Below are 17,411 nucleotides of genomic sequence, written 5' to 3'. Positions count from 1 at the left end.
CAATTCCAATGTATAAGAAGTCCTAATTCTCTGAAGATTTTATGCTTGGCATATCAACAAACAGATAACTCGCTTCGCTCAGACAATCTGTTTGTTGATATAGCATAAAATCTTCAGAGAAAAGGACTTCTAATACATTTCCATAGGCGCATTCATCTTTCTGCCTGGTGCAATTTTCCTGAAATCGTATTAAAACAGCGTTTTTGATACTTATATCAGTCTGTACGATAAGTGATGGTTATATATGTGTTAGTTAAGTTGAAACAACTTTTTATGAAATCAACTAATAAGGTAGTATTAGTTCCATGATAGAAGCAGCCTAACCTTAAGAAGTGTCTCAAGCTTGCTTGCGATACTTCTTAAGGTTAGACTGCACAGGATGGATAATGAGATTACCTGTGGGTTTCTATGGATGCATATTTATTATTTGCTGTAAGGTGTAGCTTCAAGGGGCAGACTTGTACGGAACTTGCCGTCCCACTTGTAATAAGCGGCCTGGGCTGCAGGTGAAGTTGGTATCAGAGGTATCTCTCCCACTCCTTTTGCTCCATATGCCAGCTCTGCATTATTCTTTTCAATCAGGATGGTCTTTATCTCAGGAACCTCCGTTGCCCGGAAAAGTCCCAGCGTGCCATATCTGGCAGTTGGCCTTCCGTTTACGATCCTTGGATTCTCCGTAAGACCAAATCCCAGTCCCATAACTACGCCGCCTTCAATCTGTCCTTCTACGTTGGAGGGATTGATGGCTTTGCCTACATCATGGGCAGCAATTACTTTGGAAACTTTGCCTTCTTCATTTAGTATGACCACCTGTGTTGCATAACCATATGCCAGATGGCTGACTGGATTGGGTTTGTCAGAGCCCATGGGGTCTGTAATGCCCACAAATTCATCATAGAATTCTTCTCCCTCCAGTTCCTGCAGGGTATGCTCTTTTAATGCCTCCTTTAATTTGAGGGACACTCTTCTTGTGGTTTCACCGGTTATAACTGTCTGTCTGGAGGCTGTACTGGTACCGGAATTCGGCGTGATATCTGTATCCGGCATGGCCACGATTACCTCAGAAGCCTTTAGCCCTGTGGTCTCACAGCAGACAGCCCGCATGGTTGCGGCTATTCCCTGGCCCATACAGGCCGCACTTGTTCTTAAGGATACCTTGCCTTCCACGATTTTTAAGCGCACCCTGCCTGTATCCGGTATTCCAACACCAACGCCTGCATTCTTGATGGCGCAGGCAATTCCGGCCCTGTCATAATTCTTATAATATTCCTCTTTTACTGCCTCTAGTGTTTCCACCATACCGGTACCTTCATCGGCAAGCTGGCCGTTGGGCAGGGATTGCCCCGGACGGATTGCATTCAGATAACGGATTTCAAAGGGATCAAGGCCTGCTTTTTCTGCTAACAGGTTTAAATTACATTCCGTAGCAAACATTGTCTGGGTAACTCCAAAACCTCTGAAGGCTCCTGAGGGCACATTATTCGTGTAGACAGAGAGTCCTATAATATCTATATTCTGATAATTATAGGGGCCTGCCGCATGGGTGCAGGCACGCTGGAGCACAGGTCCTCCAAGGGAAGCGTAGGCCCCCGTATCTGCCACCAGGCGAAGGCGCATGGCTGTAAGCCTTCCTTTCTCATCACAGCCGGTGGTAAGTTCCATTTCCATTGGATGGCGTTTGGGATGTACCCGCAGGCTTTCTTCTCTGGACAGTGTTACCTTTACCGGAAGGTTGCACAGATAAGCTAATAAGGCTGCATGATGCTGAACGCTCATGTCCTCCTTCCCGCCAAAACCTCCTCCGACATAGGCACTGACTATCCTGAGCTTTTCCCTGGGGATGCCAAGGAGCATACCAATTTCTCTGTACTCGTCGTAAACACTCTGACCTCCGGTATAGACTGTCAGGGAATCTCCCTCAGGAACAGCTAGTGCACTTTCCGGTTCCAGAAAGGCATGCTCCTGTGCCGGTGTATTGTAGACACGGGTTACTACATGTGCTGAATTCTGAAGGGCAGCCTCAACATCCCCTCTCTGAATAAGCTCTCTTCTATAGATATTCCCGCTCTTATGTATAAGGGGAGCCCCTTCCTTCATGGCTTCTTTGGCAGACAATAATGGTGTACGCTCCTCATATTCTACTTCTATGAGTTCCTTTATCTCCTTTAATGCCTTTTTTGATTTGGCTGCTATAAGACAGACAGAGTCTCCCGGATACCTGGTCTCTTCACCGACCGCTATTATTGCCGGCCAGTCAAGGGTCAAATGTCCGATTACCCTCTCACCGGGAATATCTTCTGCCAGAACAATCCGTACCAGCTCCGGATGTTTAAGCGCCTTCTCCAGATGGATTGCTTTCACCAGGGCTCTGGGATATTCCGCACGAAGGGCAGAACCATACACCATACCCGGTGCCTTTAGGTCATCCGCAAATTTAGCCTTACCAAGTACCTTGTCCGGTGCATCGGGTCTGTGGCTCCGCTCTCCCACCTGACCGGTAAATTCACGGACTGGCAGAGGTTTTTCATCTCTTATATATTCTGCGGCCATCAGTATCGCCTGCTCTATCTTGACATATCCGGTACAACGGCATATGTTACCCTTGATTGCTTTCTTCACCTCAGCCTTTGATGGATTTGGATTCACATCCAAAAGACCCTTGGCGCTGATAATCATTCCTGGAATACAGAAACCACACTGAACTGCACCTGCCTCCGAAAATGCAAAAGCATAGGCCTCCTGTTCTCTTTTTGAAATCCCTTCCACTGTTATTATCTTTTTCCCATGGACCTTTGATGCTGTCAAAAGACAGGCTCGTACAGGTTTTCCGTCAAGAAGCACCATACAGGCCCCGCAGGCTCCCTCCATACATCCATTCTTTACGGAAGTAATATCAAGGTTATCCCTCATATATTCCAATAAATTAACGTCTGTTTCCGTGTCTGTCATCTGGTTATTTATCCAAAACTGGTACATTATATCCCTCCGTTTACCTGTATTGAGATTTTAATTGTGTATTCTGTTTTTATCTTACGGGATTAATTTTTATATTATGGCCGGCACTAAATATTCAGAGAAATAGTGCCAGGTAAAGGGAGGCACGGGCCTGAAATCGTAGCATGTGTTCTTTCTGCTATATGCTCTTCACCGTCCCTTTGCACGATGCACTTGACCGATTCGCACCGAGCACCCGACGGGTGGCATGGGGTCGAGAACCCCATGCCACCCAGCCAGTAAAACTGACTTTATGATACTCAAACAATTTTAAAGACGTCTTAAGACTCTGCCGGCCTGTTTTCCTGTATGTTCACCGTTCTTTACGGCAATCTGCCCGTTTACCAGCACATGGCTGATTCCTTCCGGATACTGTATAGGGTTTGTAAAGGTTCCCTTATCTAATATGGTATCGGGATTAAAAACAGTAATATCCGCATAATACCCGGCCTTTAGCAGTCCCCTGTCCTTTAAGTTCATGGCTTCCGCCGCTTTATGGGTTAACTTATACACTGCTTCCTCTAAGGGCAGTGCTTTCTCTTCTCTGACATACTTTCCCAGAATCCTGGGAAAGGAGCCATATACACGGGGATGGGGTTTGCCGGAAAGAAGCCCGTCGGTGCAGGCATTCATTTCTTCTCTTTTCAGTATCTTAATAACTGCTTCTTCTGTGCCGTAGAAGTCCACCATACCTACGGCATTGTTTTCCTCAGCCAGCAGATCAAAAGCTGCCTCCAGCGGATCTATACCTTTTTGCTCACCGATTTCTTTCAGGCTCTTTCCTATAAGTTCCCGATTCTTCTCAGTAGCGGTACTGGTTATAAAGATTCCCTCTACACCGGCAAACTGAATAAAATTATCCCAGCCAGGTATTCCTGCTTCTATATCCTGCTTCATCTTCTCCCGCTGTTCTGCATCCTTAAGACGCCTGATCAGCTCATTGGTCCCGCCGTCATGAGCCCAGGGCGGCAGAATTATACCCAACATAGTGCTGCCGGCCACATAAGGATACTGGTCTAGCGATACCCTGATGCCTTCTTCTCTGGCTTTGTCCAGCAGTCCCAGCATATCCTCAAGCTTATCCCAGTTATCCTTTCCGCATACTTTAAAATGGGAATAGTGGATCTTGACACCGGATTTTCTTCCCACTTCAATAATCTCTTCCATGGAGGAAAGTATGGTATCTGCTTCACTCCTCTGATGAACTACAAAAACACCGTCATATTCCGCCACTACCTTACACAGTTCAATTATCTCAGAAGTTTCTGAATAGGCGCAGGGAGTATAGATCAGCCCTGAGGAAAGCCCCAGACACCCTGCCTCCATTTCTCTTCTTGTGATTTCACACATCTTTTTAATTTCCTCATCAGAAGGTTCTCTGCCTGCAAGCCCCATAGCCTCCATGCGCACGTTTCCGTGGGGTACCAGGTAGGACTCGTTAATACCTGGCTTTGCTTCCTCTATCTGCTTTAAATAGTTTTCCGTCGTTTCATACTCCCAGTTGATAGTGTCACTTTCACCATCCAGTCCTGCTATGTTCTTGCGCCAGGAATCAATATATTCCTTTGGCAAAGGTGCCATTGAGATTCCATCCTGTCCCAGGACTTCTGTTGTAATACCCTGCATTACCTTTGGCAATACCAGCGGCTCTGTTAATACCTTTAAATCACTGTGACTGTGGGTGTCAATAAAGCCTGGAGCCGCAACAAGCCCTTCCGCTTCTATTACTTCCTCAAAGCCGTCTTCTTTTATTACGGCTTCCGTGCTTATCTCTTTTATTCTGTCGTCTTCCACTATAATATGACCTTTATATAGTGGTGCCCTGCTGCCGTCTGCGATCAGGGCATTCTTTATAAGTATGTGCATAAGGGGCCTCCTTTGCTTCTAACGCAGTAATGCCTTCATGATACCGTAATAATTATCAGTTACACGGGTTAACTGATCGATTTCTATATATTCATTTATGGTATGTGCCAGATTTTCTTTGGACGGGCCCATACCGAGGGTCTTAATCCCAGCTTCTCCTGCATAATGGCTTCCGTTGGTGCAGAAATTATACTGGGTAATGGCAGGTGAATAACCCATTTCCTTTAATTCTGTGAGCACTGCCTCAATATACTCTTCTTCCTTGTCAAAAAGCCAGCCGGGAAAGAATCTTTCACCTTCGATTTCTTCTCCGGTATAACAGCTTTCCTTTCCTACGCTATAGGATACCCTGGCCTTTAATTCAGGATCCTTGCTTTTAAGCTCCGCCAGCAAGGCTTCAATAGGCGCAAGTACACTTTCTTTGGTCTCTCCCACCAGAAGTCTCCTGTCATAGGTAGCGCTGCAATATTCCGGAACTACACTGGCACCTGGATAGGGACTGGATTTGATATCCGTTAACTCTAAGATACCTTTTCCAAGCACCGGATGCTCTGTTGGAGTCAGTCCCCGGATGGCTTCGATAATCTTTGCCATCTTATATACGGCGTTTACACCCTTTTCAGGATTGGCAGAATGTGCAGGAACACCAAAGGTCTCCACTTTTATTTCTGCTCTTCCTCGCTGACCGATTTTCAGATTTAACTCCGAAGCTTCACCTATTACTACAAAATCAGGTTTTACTGCCTGACTTATCTTTCTGGCAGCAACTCCTTCAAAGCATTCCTCATGGACAACACCGGCCACATAGATTTCACCGGCAAAATCCTTATCCGTATCCTCCGCAAAATTTGCTGCAGCTGCAGCCATGGCTGCAAGGGCTCCTTTCATGTCAGAGGTCCCTCTGCCATAGATCTTCCCGTCATGGATTTCTGCCTCAAAGGGCGGATAAGTCCAGTCCTTGATATTACCAACGGGTACGGTATCCATATGTCCGTCAAATAAAAGTTTCTTACCAGGGCGTTTTCCTTTAATAATGCCGATGGTATTTCCATAGCTGTCCTTTATTACCTCATCAAATCCCTTGGAGTAGAAGAACTCTGTCAGCCCTTCACTGACTCTTTCCTCTTCACCGGAATAGCTCTTCGCCTGCACCAGTTTCTGACACAGCTGTATTACCTCTTCTTCTCTTATATTATTTAGCATCTTCTTTTCCTGCCTTTCCTGCCTTTATGACGGTCTGTTAATTATTATAATCTGGGATATAAGCCATCCCATACAATTCTTCTGTAATTCTCCCTGTCAGTATCGCCCTCACTGTTAAAGAACAATACAACGGAAGCTTCATTAATACCAAGTTCCTCCTTCATCCATTGCAAGGAAGGATTCGTAAGCACTTCATAGAAAAGACCAAATCCCGCAGCACCGCTTTCACCGGATATTACTTTTCTGTCCTCTCCTACGGGATTTCCTAAAACCCTCATTCCCTGTGCTGCGGAGTAATCCGGACAGGATGCAAAAAAATCGGAATAATCCTTTAAGACCTCCCAGCCCACAGTGGTAGGTTCACCACAGGCAAGCCCCGCCATAATGGTATTCATGTCTCCGGTTACCGGATGAATCCTGCCGTCATTTGCCTTGGCAGTCTTATAAATGCAGGCTGCTTCATTGGGCTCAACAATTGTAGTAACAGGTCTGTCTTCTCCATAAACACTGGCAAAGAAGCCCTGTACGGCACCTGCCAGGGATCCGACACCTGCCTGCACAAAGATATGCGTAGGTTTCACTTCCCCTAACTGTTCATAAGCTTCATATGCCATGGTAGTATAGCCCTGCATGATCCAGGTGGGAATGTCTTCATACCCCTCCCAGGCAGTATCCTGTACCAATACCCAGCCATTTTCTCCTGCATGTTTATCTGCAAGGCGAACAGCGTCATCGTAATTAAATTCCGTGATTTCTGCCAGTGCCCCTTCTGCTTTTATATTTTCAAGTCTTTCCAATGCACTGCCCTTTGGCATATAGATTATGGATTTCTGCTTTAATTTATTAGCTGTCCAGGCAACACCTCTGCCATGATTACCATCAGTTGCAGATATAAAGGTAATATCGCCGGTCTGCTGCTTCACCTCCTCAGAGATTAATTCCCGGTAAGGAAGCTCAGACAAGTCTTTTCCTAACTTTTCTGCAATGTAATTTCCAATGGCGTAACTGCCCCCTAACACTTTAAAGGCATTCAACCCAAAGCGGTAGGATTCATCTTTCACATAAATTCCTTTTACGCCAAGCTGCTTTGAAAGCTCTTCTAAGGCCACTAACGGAGTTTCTTTATACACATCAAAGCTTTTGTGAAAATCCAGTGCCTTTTTTGCTGCCTCAGGCCCTAAATGGCTTATATCTTTCTTACCGGCAGCTTTACGTTCAAAATGAACCAGTTCAAAACTCATACCTACCTCTTTCCGAATATTATCCCAAATATTCCAATTAAATATTTTACTATGTAAGTTGAATTATAAATTTTCTTTCAAGGATGTATTTAAAACTCCTTGCGCCGGGCTGTCATATAACTGTTCATATGAAAAGCTATTCCTATAATTCTACTGTATTAATTATTGTCTTTTTCATCAATTGTAAAAATGCTCATCAGACAACTTCCGTAGTTTCCTCAAGAAGCTTATCAATATCTGCCGGTTCTAATTCTGTAACATTTTTAATATGCTCAAAGACTTCTGCCCCGGCCTCATAGATTTTTCCTTTCCATCTTAATCGATAACCGCTCTCCAGATTGCAGACACCGGGATTCAGACTGTCAAGGAACAGTTCCGGCGTTTCAAACAAAGTGAACTTCTCTTTATAGGGAATGTGCCCTAAAGGACAGAAATATACGCAGTTACCACATTCATTGCATAAACCGTCACGATGCAGGATATATACTTTTCCATCTCCCTCCGTCTTATTGTTTGCCCTGTTAGGACAGACGTCGGTGCATTGCCTGCACTTAGCACAAAAAGCCGAGTAATCACTGGCTGGGGTTTTTGCATTTCTCTTAGCTTTATTCCGGTAGCTGCTATCCTGTTCTGCAGCCTTTGCCAATGCAGACAACCTGTCTCTGTCAATTATTTCAGGTATTTCCTTAAGCTCTGCTGCAAGGGCTTTATCCAGGGCTGTAAGATTCTTATACCCCCCGGTCTTTAATAGCAGAGTGGATACTGTGACAGGTTTGATGCCTGTTTCTAAAATAGCTGCAATGTTTCCGCTGTCAGCTCCTCCGGAATAGGACATGGATATATCTTCTTTTATTATTTCTTCAAGTGCTTCTCGTAAAGCTGCTGCGACTCCTATGGTTATGGGGTAGAGAGCCGGACCTGACAGATACATTGCCTCTCCCGGAAGCTCCTGATTGATAATCTTTACAGGAAGAGTATTGGTAAGCTTAATACCAAACTCCTTTCCCAGTTCCATGCTCTTTTCTTTCAGTCTTCCAATTAATGCAACCGCTTTTTCAAAGCTGATATCATGCCGGAAGATCTCCTCGTTCATTTCCACCTGGGAATAACCGCCGTTCTCCAGCAGTTCTTTGACCTTATCATAACCTAAAAGGGTAGGATTACATTTTAAGTGGGTATTCAGTTTCTTCTCTTTCATCAGATAGAGAACAATTTCTTCAATCTCTCCGGAGGGACAGCCGTGCATGGTGGAAAGGGTTACCGTATCACTGATACAGGAGGGAATATTTCTTATAAATTCCTCTGTAACCTTACCAAACAATTCCTTTTCCTCAATGGCAGTCTCTTTACACGCCTTAAAAACTGTGGTGTCTTTCCCCTCCTTCATAGCTTCCAGAAAAGCATCGACGGCAGGAGACTGTATCCCCGCCAGCTGGTACCCCACACTCATGTTGAACACAAAGCCATCGCTTCTGCCAAGGTCGAACTCCTTCACCAGTAAATGAAGCAGCATCCAGGCTTTTATATATTCCTCCAAAGCCTTTTCCGGTGACAGCTCAGAGGACCATTCTGTGTTATAGGCCTCCGTTTCTACATAGATACAGGGCTTAAGGATTCCCAGTTCTTCGCCCCACATTACCTGAACGGTTTTTAGTTCAAAATATCTGGCTCCTGCTGCATAGGCTGCCAGAATATTTTGTGCCAGTTGGGTATGTGGGCCTGCTGCCGGGCCAAAAGGTGTTTCTATCTTCTGCCCATTTATTATCAGGTTCTTTAATATTTTTTCCGGTCTGCTTACCGGCACTCCATAAAAACTTTTCGTCTCTTTATATTCCATTACTGACTGCCGTAGCAACTCTTTAAATGGTATTGGTCTCAATTTATCACTCATACAAATCCACCCTTCCGGCAATCCCTGCTTCAGCCGTGCTCATAACTCTTTAAAACGCTTCCTTTTAACCTCTAAAGTGTATTCCACAGCTCTTTGGCAGCTTCCCTGCATTGAAATAACACTTTTTCTTCGTCTTCTGCTAAAAGCTGCCTCTCTTTCATAAGAACCTTACCATTAACAACCACCGTTGAAGTGTCTTTTCCGCTCATACCAAACAGAATATGTCCATTAATGTTTTCTTTGGTAAGTGGTGTTATGGGTTTGTAATCCATAATTATCACATCTGCAAAAGCTCCTGGAACAAGTTTTCCAAGCCCTGCTTTACCCTTTGCATTACTGCTCATAACCCGTTCTGCTATAGAAGGATTATTAAAGTAAAGCATCTCTGGTATCTCTGTCCAGGCGGCGGAAGGATTTTTAGCTTCATGCTTTTGCAGGATATTCGCTACCTTTAACGACTCCAGCATATCAGAGGTATATCCATCGGTGCCAATCCCCAGCAGCACTCCTTTTTTATACATGGTCAGTACCTTAGGGGCACCTACCGCATTTCCCATATTGGATTCCGGGTTGTGAACCACCATGGTATTGGTTTCTTTTAAAATATCCATATCCTCTTCGTCAATATGTATGCAATGGGCAGCAATAGTATGTTCCCCAAGGATTCCTTCCTTTAACAGGCGCTTTACTACAGAGCTGCCATAGAGATTTCTGCAGTCTGTTTCATCCTTTAAGCCTTCTGCTACATGAATATGGAAGCCTGACTGCTTATCGGTGTGCTCTCTGCATAAAGCCAGCGTATCATCACTTAAGGTAAAGGAGGCATGCAATCCCATCAGAGCACTTATCATACCGGAGTTATCTGCTTTTGTGAAAGCAGCAAATTCACTGTTTTCCTTTACTGCCTCAAGCATCTTGTCCCTGCCGTCACGATCAGAAACCTCATAAGCCAGACAGGTTCTGACACCGCTTACCTTGGCAGCTTCTGCAATAGCTGCAAGGCTTCCCCTTATATGTCCGTAACTGGCATGATGGTCAATAATAGTTGTCACGCCGTTCCTGATACACTCCATATAGGTCGCTCTGGCACTTAAGCTGCTTTGTTTCAACGTAAGCCCACGATCGAGCCTCCACCAGGTCCCCTCAAGTATCTCCAGAAAATTCCGGGGGGTATTCCCCGGTATATTCATGCCTCTGGCAAAAGCACTGTATATATGGTGATGAGTATTTATAAGACCCGGCATGATTACACCACCTTTGGCATCAATAAACTCAGCCTCCGGGTATTTCTCTTTTAATACATGATAGGGTCCTACTTCTGTAATAAAATTATCCGTAATACAAACTGCACCATTGTCAAAAAAGGTGCTATCCTCATCCCTGGCTACTACCGCTCCGTTTCCTATTAAAAGCATATTCCAGCTTCTCCTTCCTGACAGCTTCCTTACAATTCTCTTCTTAAGAACCGGCCTTTTCCCCCAAGGAATTTTCCGTTTCTTACTATCTGCTCTCCTCTTAGGAACACCTGAGAAACAGATCCCTTCACTTTATTTCCGTTATAAACAGATGCCTCATCCTGTATCTGATGCACTGCTTCACCTTTAAGAATTACAATATCTGCATCCGCTCCGGGAAGCAGTGTTCCCTTTCTGGGATAAAGTCCATAGGCTTTTGCCGGACCTTCTGTAAATTTTGGTATTATCTTTTCTCCAAAGGCTTCATACATCGTTAAAAAGGAATATTGTATCCCTCCGATGCCCATGGGAATCTGGGATGTATATTTTTCTCGCTTCAAGGCATTATCAAAGGGGCAATGATCTGTTCCAATAGCCGTAAGACTATCAACCTGTTCTCTTAGTAACAGCATTTCCTTCTCTTCCCGTAAAGGAGGGGTCATAGTATAGAGATAACCGTCTTCTTTCTCATAATATCCGCTGTGAAAGAAGAAGTAATGGGGACAGCTCTCCAGGAGAATCCTGCCCTTCTTAAGCTCTTCCTGGTAGTTTTGCGCCAATAGTCTTACAGAACTGCCGGCACTGACATGTACGATATATAACTGTCCTTCCCGTTCCCTGGCCATTTCAGCAAGCTTTAAGATTTCCGTTCTCTCGCTTAATACCGGTCTTGATTTTTCATGGTCTTTTACCAGGATATCCTTTTTGGTATCAATCAAGGTATCGTTTTCTGCATGGATAACAATACGTCCCTTTAATTCACTTGATACCTGAAGGAGTCTGTCAATGTCTCTGTCGTAGGTTCTTCTATCCGTATCGGAATAGGTGGTAAATAGTTTAAGTGAGGGAAGTCCTGCTTTAATCCCTGCTTTCAGAAGATTTGCCGCATCTTCCCTGGGTGCTGCAATGGTAGTGTGGAAGCTGTAATCCGTAGTACTGAAAGCCGCCAGCTCCATACGTTCTCTAAAAGCCTTTTCAAATTCTGTGCTGCTTTGTATTGGATCAAGAAAGTCAATGTATGTAGTAACCCCTCCCAAGGCTCCAAGCACAGAACCGGTATAAAAGTCATCTTTTGAAGTATTCTTACCTACCTTCAGTTGAAAATGAACATGGGGGTCAATAAAACCCGGCAGTATTCTGGCACCCTCTGCATCAAATTCCTCTTCGCAGGGAAGATAACTCTTAGTAACGGCTTCAATCCTGCCGTTTTTGATATAGATATTTTCCTCTCTGAACTGTCCATCCAAATAGACCAATCCGTTTACAATTCCTAACTCCATTAGAATCTCTCCTTTTTAAGGTTATTACATATGCCTGCCTTTTGCCTTTTCGTAATCTTCCGGGGTGTCAATATCCAACAGCAGCCTTTCATCCTCAATGAGGAATCGTTTTACTTTCTTTGTATGTAAATACTGTTGTAAATTAGCACTATCCTCCAGACGAAGAATTTCTGCTGCTGCCTGCCTGGGAAGCAGTAATGGGTGCCCTCCTCTGTTTGCAGTGCTGGGTTTTACGATACCCGGTATTTCCTTTAACAGCTCCTTACAGAGCTCTGTTGTAAGAAAAGGATAATCTCCCGGCGTCAGAAAGAAATATGGGCTCTTTACTTCTGCAACACCAGTCTTTACGGAGGTGAACATCCCTTTCTCATAATCTTCATTCCATATCAGCTGTACTCTGTTGTCATAAGGCTTAATTAAGGGATAAAGTCTATCAATGGAATATCCGCCTACAATGATAATATTAGTGCAAATGGGTAAAAATACTTCAATTACACGGGCAAGCAAAGGCTTTCCTTCAATCAGCAGCTCAAGCTTAAACCCTCCTGCCCGGCTTGAGAGGCCGCCTGCCAATATTACTGCATCCGTATCCATAACTTCTCCTCTTTCAGGTTATTCTAGATTGACTAGTCAATCTAATTTGTACCGATAAAAATTATATCCCAATTCTAAACCGGGATATACCGGCGTTCTTCCATATTATTTATAAAAGGGGTGATAACTACTGCAGAATTTAAAGTCTGATTAATCTTTCTTCAGGGGGTGTCAAAAAATACCATAGATTGACCGGCACCTTAAGTTGATATATGAATATGCAAAATAAGCGAAATACATTACTGCTGTAATATATCTCGCCCGTGAGTTCTTTTTATGCTTAGTAGTTTATCACCCTGTATTATAAATGTCAAACCCTTTTTTACAATGGAAACCCATGAATTAAATCAGGTTGTATAATCCTCCATAAGAACCCTCATAATTCCCCCGCACACCATACCTTCTGATTCTGCCACATCCCCTGTCATGTCTATATCCCGAAGCCTGTACCTCCCTGTCCCAATCATAGATACTGCTTCATGAATAATTTCTGCCTCTGCGCAGCCACCGCCTATGCTGCCCTTTACACTGCCAGTTGGAAAGACTGCCATCTTAGCACCTTTTCCTCTGGGTGTAGAACCCTTGGTTTCCGTAACCGTAACCACACACATGGGTTCTGTCCTTCCTGCTGCCAGGAATTTTAACAGCTCATATTCTACATCCGTTTTTTCCTGCGCCTGTAGGTGGTTGCCCAGACGTTTTCTTTCTATGAGCTGGGCCAGAATAGAGATACTGATTTCCTCCGGTGTTACGGCACCAATTGAAAGCCCGATAGGAGTGCACACCCCGTTGAGCCTTTCTTTATCATATCCTTCTTTTTCCAAGAGCTCAAGTACTGCCTTAACTCTTCTTTTGGAACCAATCATCCCAAGATAGATAGTCTCCGGTAAGTTTAAGATGCTCTTAAGACAATCCATATCATGACGGTGACCTCTGGTAATAATTACAATGTAATCATTTCGGGTAATCCGTAGCCTGGGTATAATATTTTCAAAACTGTCACAGATAACTGTCTCAGCCTCAGGGAATCTGGCTGAATTTGCAAAGGATGGTCTGTCATCTGCAACCGTCACCTGAAATCCTGTTTTCCCAGAGAACTCTGCCAAAGGAAGGGCAATGTGTCCGCCGCCTAATATAATCAGGCGTTCCTTTGGGTAAAATACCTCCGAAATACATAATTCCTCTTTTATCCTGTTTTCTGCCTCCACACCGCTGATTTCTTCCAGATAACGTTCAAGCTCAGTGTTAACCACTCCTTCTGCTTTTTGGAGTTTTGTAACCAGCCGCATAGGTTTGTCTTTTTCCAGTTCTTCAACAAGCTGTTTGTAGATCATCCCATCGCCTCCTTTCCAGTTTATGATAGTAATGCAGGCGTCCGCAAACATCACATAAATCAGTAATTAAGCGAACACCTGTATAAATAACTAATTTATGTGATAAAATCGGTTTGCATCCTCTTATACTATTTACCAAACCCGCAGTTTGGAAAAGTACAGCTTTCGCAGTTTAAGCAAAGTCCACCATGCCCCAAAGCGGCCAGTTCTTCTGCGGTTACCGGATCTTCTGCCAGTACCCGCGGCAGGATCAGGTCAAATATGGTCCGTCTGGCATACATAACACAACCGGGCAATCCCATAATAGCTCTGTTATTATAATAAGCCAGCATAAACATAGCACCAGGAAGGACCGGAGCACCATAGGATATAACCTTTGCCCCAGTATCCTTGATTGCCCCCGGAGTCGTATCATCCGGATCAACACTCATACCCCCGGTACATAATACGATTTCCGCACCTGTATCTATTGCCTTTATAATAGCTGCTGTAATCTTATCCTTTTCATCGTTTAATATCTCCTGGCTGATAACCTCAACACCATATTCTGCAAGCTTATTACGGATAACCGGCCCGAAGGTATCTTTAATACGTCCATGAAACACTTCGCTTCCTGTAGTAATGATAGCTGCCTTTTTTACCGTAAAGGGAAGCAGCTGCAGAAGCGGTGCTCCATTTCCGATTTCTTTGGCCTTATTCATCTTTTCCTCTTCAATAACCAAGGGAATCACTCTGGTGCCTGCAAGCATATCTCCCTTTTTCACCGGCTGATTGCTATGCATGGTAGCTATTATCATTTCTCCCAGAGAATTTATCTGAAACAGTCTTTCTTTATCCACCTTAAAAAGTCCGTCTCTGTCCGCAACTATATTTATTTTGCCTTCCTTCACCGGCGTTGGCACCATATGCTCGTTCTTACAGAGGCCATACAGTATATCCGCCCCTTCATTTTCATGAAGAATTCCCTCTTTCTTCTCCCAGACATAGAGATGTTCTTTTCCGATGGAGAGTAAAACCGGTATATCCTCCTCCCTGACCACATGTCCTTTACGGAAGATAGCATCATCTATTTCACCTTTAATTATTTGTGTGATATCATGGCATAGTACATGCCCTACTGCTTCTGTTGTTTTAATCGTCTTCAATTTTTTCACATCCTTCTTAAGGGGACACACTTTAAAGCAAATATACCCCTTAAATCTCTGTCTGTCCTTCTGTATCTGTCTTCTGCAAGTCTTCTGCTCTGTTACTTCTTTCTGTCTCTGTATTCTTTTCTGCGTACTTTTTTCTATACACTGATTCTTTTCTGTTTAATTTTTTTCTGATCAATAATTTTTTCTATTTACTTTTTATGGTTCAAAGGATAAATAATATTCTCTGCTTACTTTTTACTGTTCAATATATTCTTTTCTTTAGTCTTTCTGTGTATTCTTTACAGTTCTCTGTACTGCTCTCATTACCGATTTATGTACTGATATGCTGCACTATTCCAGTATAGTCTTTAATATAACCTCTTTGCTGTATTTAAAATATTCCTCTACATCAAATCTGTCTTCATTGATAAGATACTGCATGGATGCACCTTCCAGAATCGATACGATAAAATAGGGCAGAAAGTTCTTCTTCTGCTCTGAAATTCCAGGCGCATAGTTATCAAGCATCTTTCTGATTTCCTTCCGCCAGCCTTCAAAAGAAGAATCAAAATTCTCCTGGATATCCGGATTGGTATGTCCCTGTACCCAGAAGTCAATTTCAGCAAAATCATATTTCTTCTCATTTAATATAAACTCTAATTTTTGTTTGATAAATACCTCTAATTGATCCTCCAGGGTATTGTCTGCCTCAACTTTCAGTCTCTCCCTTAAGTCAAGGCATCTCTTTAACACCTTCTTCTGTAAAGCAAGCATCAGATCATTTTTGGTCCGATAATAATAATGAAGGTTTGATTGTACCATTCCGGCTCTGTCAGCTATAAGGTGCATCCTGGTTCCGCAGATGGTATTCTCAACCACTATATCCAATGCTGCATCCAGTATCTTCTCCTCCGGTTTCTCTACTAAGCTTTTAACTCTCATCTTTTTATCCTCGCCTCTCATAATGCCGCCTAACCGGCATGTAAATTAAATGGTATTCTAAATTCCTCTGTATTTATTCTAATGACAATATTTGCTGAATTAATCAATCAAATAGAATCAGCCTGCTGCTATTCGTTTACCCGCTATATATTTCCCCTTAATATGTCTGTCATCCGAAAGATAGATAATTCTCTCAAGTCTTTCTTCTAAGGTCAGTTCTTTTTGTGATTGTATATTGCTGTCCTCTATAATCAATGCATCCAGCTCGTAACCCGGCAGAAAACTTCCAACCTTACCAAACAAAGCACCGCCGCCCATGGTTCCAAGATAGAAGGCCTCTTTTGCAGTCAAAGGTTTTAGCGAAGAGTCTTTTAGTCTCCAGCGAAGCTTGGATACCTGTATGGCAGACACCATAGTGCGGAAAATAGAATTGGAATTACCTCCTGCCATATCTGTTCCAAGACCCACTCTCATATCCAGGTCTACAAATTTCCTCACAGGAGCGATACCCGAAGCCAGGTTGGTATTGGAGTCAGGACAGTGAGCAATGAATACGCCTTTTGCCTTCATCAGGGCAATTTCTTCCTCAGTGGAATGAACACAATGAGCCATCACTGCTATTCCGTTTTCACCGAACAAGCCGAATTTATCATAAGCCTCTCCGTAATGATCCGTATCAGGACAGAGCTCCTTCACCCATTCAATTTCAGAAAAATTCTCGGAAAGGTGTGACTGCACGGGAACCTTATACTCTTTTTGGATCTGCCCAAGTCCCTTTAGCAGCTCATCCGTACAGGTTGGTACAAATCTGGGGGTAATCACCGGTGTGATATTTTGATATCTTCCCTGACAGGCCTTCAGCCAGTCAACTGTATCCTCAATAGATTTACTGGTATCCTCTTTTAAAAAATCCGGACAATTCCTGTCCATGTTTACCTTACCTACCATACATTTAAGGCCTGTCTGTTCCAGCATATCCATTAAATCAAGGGTAGCCTCTTTATGAACTGTAGCATAGATACAGGCTCTTGTAGTGGCACCTGCCTGTAAATCTCTGCAGAATATCTCATATGCCTTCCTGGCATACTCCCTGTCGGCATATTTACGCTCTTCCGGAAAGGTATTTGTATTAAGCCAGTCTATCAGCTCCATGTCCATACCAAGGCCGACAAAGGTATATTGAGGCGCATGGGTATGCGTATCAACAAGCCCAGGAATTATAAGATCGTCACCATAATCTGTTAATGGCAGATGCGTATAGTTCTCAGGAAGTTCTTTATAAGTACCCTCTACCAATCCATTAAGACATACCAGATACCCCTTGTCAACTGTCACAAGCTCTGACCTTGATTTCATATATATAATATTTCCTTTAATTACAAACGAAGCTTTCTTCACCATACAACGCCTTTCAAATAAAATGCTACCTACTATTATAATAACATCTTTTTGCTTTTGTGATTCACTGATACGTGTTTC

Annotated in this window: 12 protein-coding genes; all 12 read right to left on the bottom strand. The window is 43.5% G+C overall.

Features of this window, described 5'->3' with window-relative positions; all coding sequences use genetic code 11:
- Positions 1-423: 423 nt before the first annotated feature.
- The 12 genes from xdh to guaD all read right to left on the bottom strand — a co-directional run bounded on the left by xdh (position 424) and on the right by guaD (position 17,288).
- Positions 424-2,976 carry a selenium-dependent xanthine dehydrogenase gene (gene xdh / locus BR73_RS0104455; RefSeq protein ID WP_033164546.1) on the bottom strand — a complete coding sequence of 851 codons (2,553 nt, stop codon included), beginning with the start codon at positions 2,974-2,976 and terminating at the stop codon, positions 424-426.
- Positions 2,977-3,264: 288 nt separating this feature from the next.
- Entirely contained in the window at positions 3,265-4,860 is a 1,596-nt protein-coding gene (locus BR73_RS0104450; RefSeq protein ID WP_033164545.1) for a D-aminoacylase, read from the bottom strand.
- Between the two features lie 18 nt (positions 4,861-4,878).
- Positions 4,879-6,063: a YgeY family selenium metabolism-linked hydrolase gene (locus BR73_RS0104445; protein ID WP_033164544.1), complete on the bottom strand. Its 1,185-nt coding sequence runs from the start codon at positions 6,061-6,063 to the stop codon at positions 4,879-4,881.
- A gap of 44 nt (positions 6,064-6,107) precedes the next feature.
- A complete protein-coding gene (dpaL, locus tag BR73_RS0104440; RefSeq protein ID WP_156034588.1) occupies positions 6,108-7,304 on the bottom strand; it encodes a diaminopropionate ammonia-lyase in 1,197 nt (398 codons plus the stop codon).
- A gap of 196 nt (positions 7,305-7,500) precedes the next feature.
- Positions 7,501-9,195 carry a 4Fe-4S dicluster domain-containing protein gene (locus BR73_RS0104435; RefSeq protein ID WP_051684963.1) on the bottom strand — a complete coding sequence of 565 codons (1,695 nt, stop codon included), beginning with the start codon at positions 9,193-9,195 and terminating at the stop codon, positions 7,501-7,503.
- Between the two features lie 71 nt (positions 9,196-9,266).
- Complete coding sequence (ssnA, locus tag BR73_RS0104430) at positions 9,267-10,610, bottom strand: putative aminohydrolase SsnA (protein ID WP_033164542.1); 1,344 nt, start codon at positions 10,608-10,610, stop codon at positions 9,267-9,269.
- 29 nt (positions 10,611-10,639) lie between these two features.
- Positions 10,640-11,929: an amidohydrolase family protein gene (locus BR73_RS0104425; protein ID WP_033164541.1), complete on the bottom strand. Its 1,290-nt coding sequence runs from the start codon at positions 11,927-11,929 to the stop codon at positions 10,640-10,642.
- A gap of 24 nt (positions 11,930-11,953) precedes the next feature.
- The gene (locus BR73_RS0104420; protein ID WP_033164540.1) at positions 11,954-12,523 is read right to left on the bottom strand and encodes a nucleotidyltransferase family protein; all 570 of its coding nucleotides are present in this window, start codon (positions 12,521-12,523) and stop codon (positions 11,954-11,956) included.
- A 347-nt stretch (positions 12,524-12,870) separates the two neighbouring features.
- Entirely contained in the window at positions 12,871-13,857 is a 987-nt protein-coding gene (locus tag BR73_RS0104415) for an XdhC/CoxI family protein (RefSeq protein WP_033164539.1), read from the bottom strand.
- A 128-nt stretch (positions 13,858-13,985) separates the two neighbouring features.
- Positions 13,986-15,002 carry a molybdopterin-binding protein gene (locus BR73_RS0104410; RefSeq protein WP_033164538.1) on the bottom strand — a complete coding sequence of 339 codons (1,017 nt, stop codon included), beginning with the start codon at positions 15,000-15,002 and terminating at the stop codon, positions 13,986-13,988.
- A gap of 339 nt (positions 15,003-15,341) precedes the next feature.
- A complete protein-coding gene (locus tag BR73_RS0104405; protein WP_033167080.1) occupies positions 15,342-15,932 on the bottom strand; it encodes a TetR/AcrR family transcriptional regulator in 591 nt (196 codons plus the stop codon).
- A 117-nt stretch (positions 15,933-16,049) separates the two neighbouring features.
- Positions 16,050-17,288, bottom strand: a complete 1,239-nt coding sequence (gene guaD, locus BR73_RS0104400) for a guanine deaminase (RefSeq protein WP_242860620.1) — start codon at positions 17,286-17,288, stop codon at positions 16,050-16,052.
- Between the last annotated feature and the right edge of the window lie 123 nt (positions 17,289-17,411).

The sequence above is a fragment of the Clostridium sp. KNHs205 genome, assembly GCF_000702945.1.
Lineage (GTDB): Bacteria > Bacillota > Clostridia > Lachnospirales > Lachnospiraceae > Anaerocolumna.
Note: the sequence above shows the minus strand (reverse complement) of the source record. Positions and strands in the feature narration are given on the sequence as shown.

What these genes read in the sequence shown, in the direction of transcription:
- xdh (WP_033164546.1), bottom strand. Translation starts at nt 2,976, where the DNA reads ATGTACCAGTTTTGGATAAATAACCAGATGACAGACACGGAAACAGAC.
- BR73_RS0104450 (WP_033164545.1), bottom strand. Translation starts at nt 4,860, where the DNA reads ATGCACATACTTATAAAGAATGCCCTGATCGCAGACGGCAGCAGGGCA.
- BR73_RS0104445 (WP_033164544.1), bottom strand. Translation starts at nt 6,063, where the DNA reads ATGCTAAATAATATAAGAGAAGAAGAGGTAATACAGCTGTGTCAGAAA.
- dpaL (WP_156034588.1), bottom strand. Translation starts at nt 7,304, where the DNA reads ATGAGTTTTGAACTGGTTCATTTTGAACGTAAAGCTGCCGGTAAGAAA.
- BR73_RS0104435 (WP_051684963.1), bottom strand. Translation starts at nt 9,195, where the DNA reads ATGAGTGATAAATTGAGACCAATACCATTTAAAGAGTTGCTACGGCAG.
- ssnA (WP_033164542.1), bottom strand. Translation starts at nt 10,610, where the DNA reads ATGCTTTTAATAGGAAACGGAGCGGTAGTAGCCAGGGATGAGGATAGC.
- BR73_RS0104425 (WP_033164541.1), bottom strand. Translation starts at nt 11,929, where the DNA reads ATGGAGTTAGGAATTGTAAACGGATTGGTCTATTTGGATGGACAGTTC.
- BR73_RS0104420 (WP_033164540.1), bottom strand. Translation starts at nt 12,523, where the DNA reads ATGGATACGGATGCAGTAATATTGGCAGGCGGCCTCTCAAGCCGGGCA.
- BR73_RS0104415 (WP_033164539.1), bottom strand. Translation starts at nt 13,857, where the DNA reads ATGATCTACAAACAGCTTGTTGAAGAACTGGAAAAAGACAAACCTATG.
- BR73_RS0104405 (WP_033167080.1), bottom strand. Translation starts at nt 15,932, where the DNA reads ATGAGAGTTAAAAGCTTAGTAGAGAAACCGGAGGAGAAGATACTGGAT.
- guaD (WP_242860620.1), bottom strand. Translation starts at nt 17,288, where the DNA reads ATGAAATCAAGGTCAGAGCTTGTGACAGTTGACAAGGGGTATCTGGTA.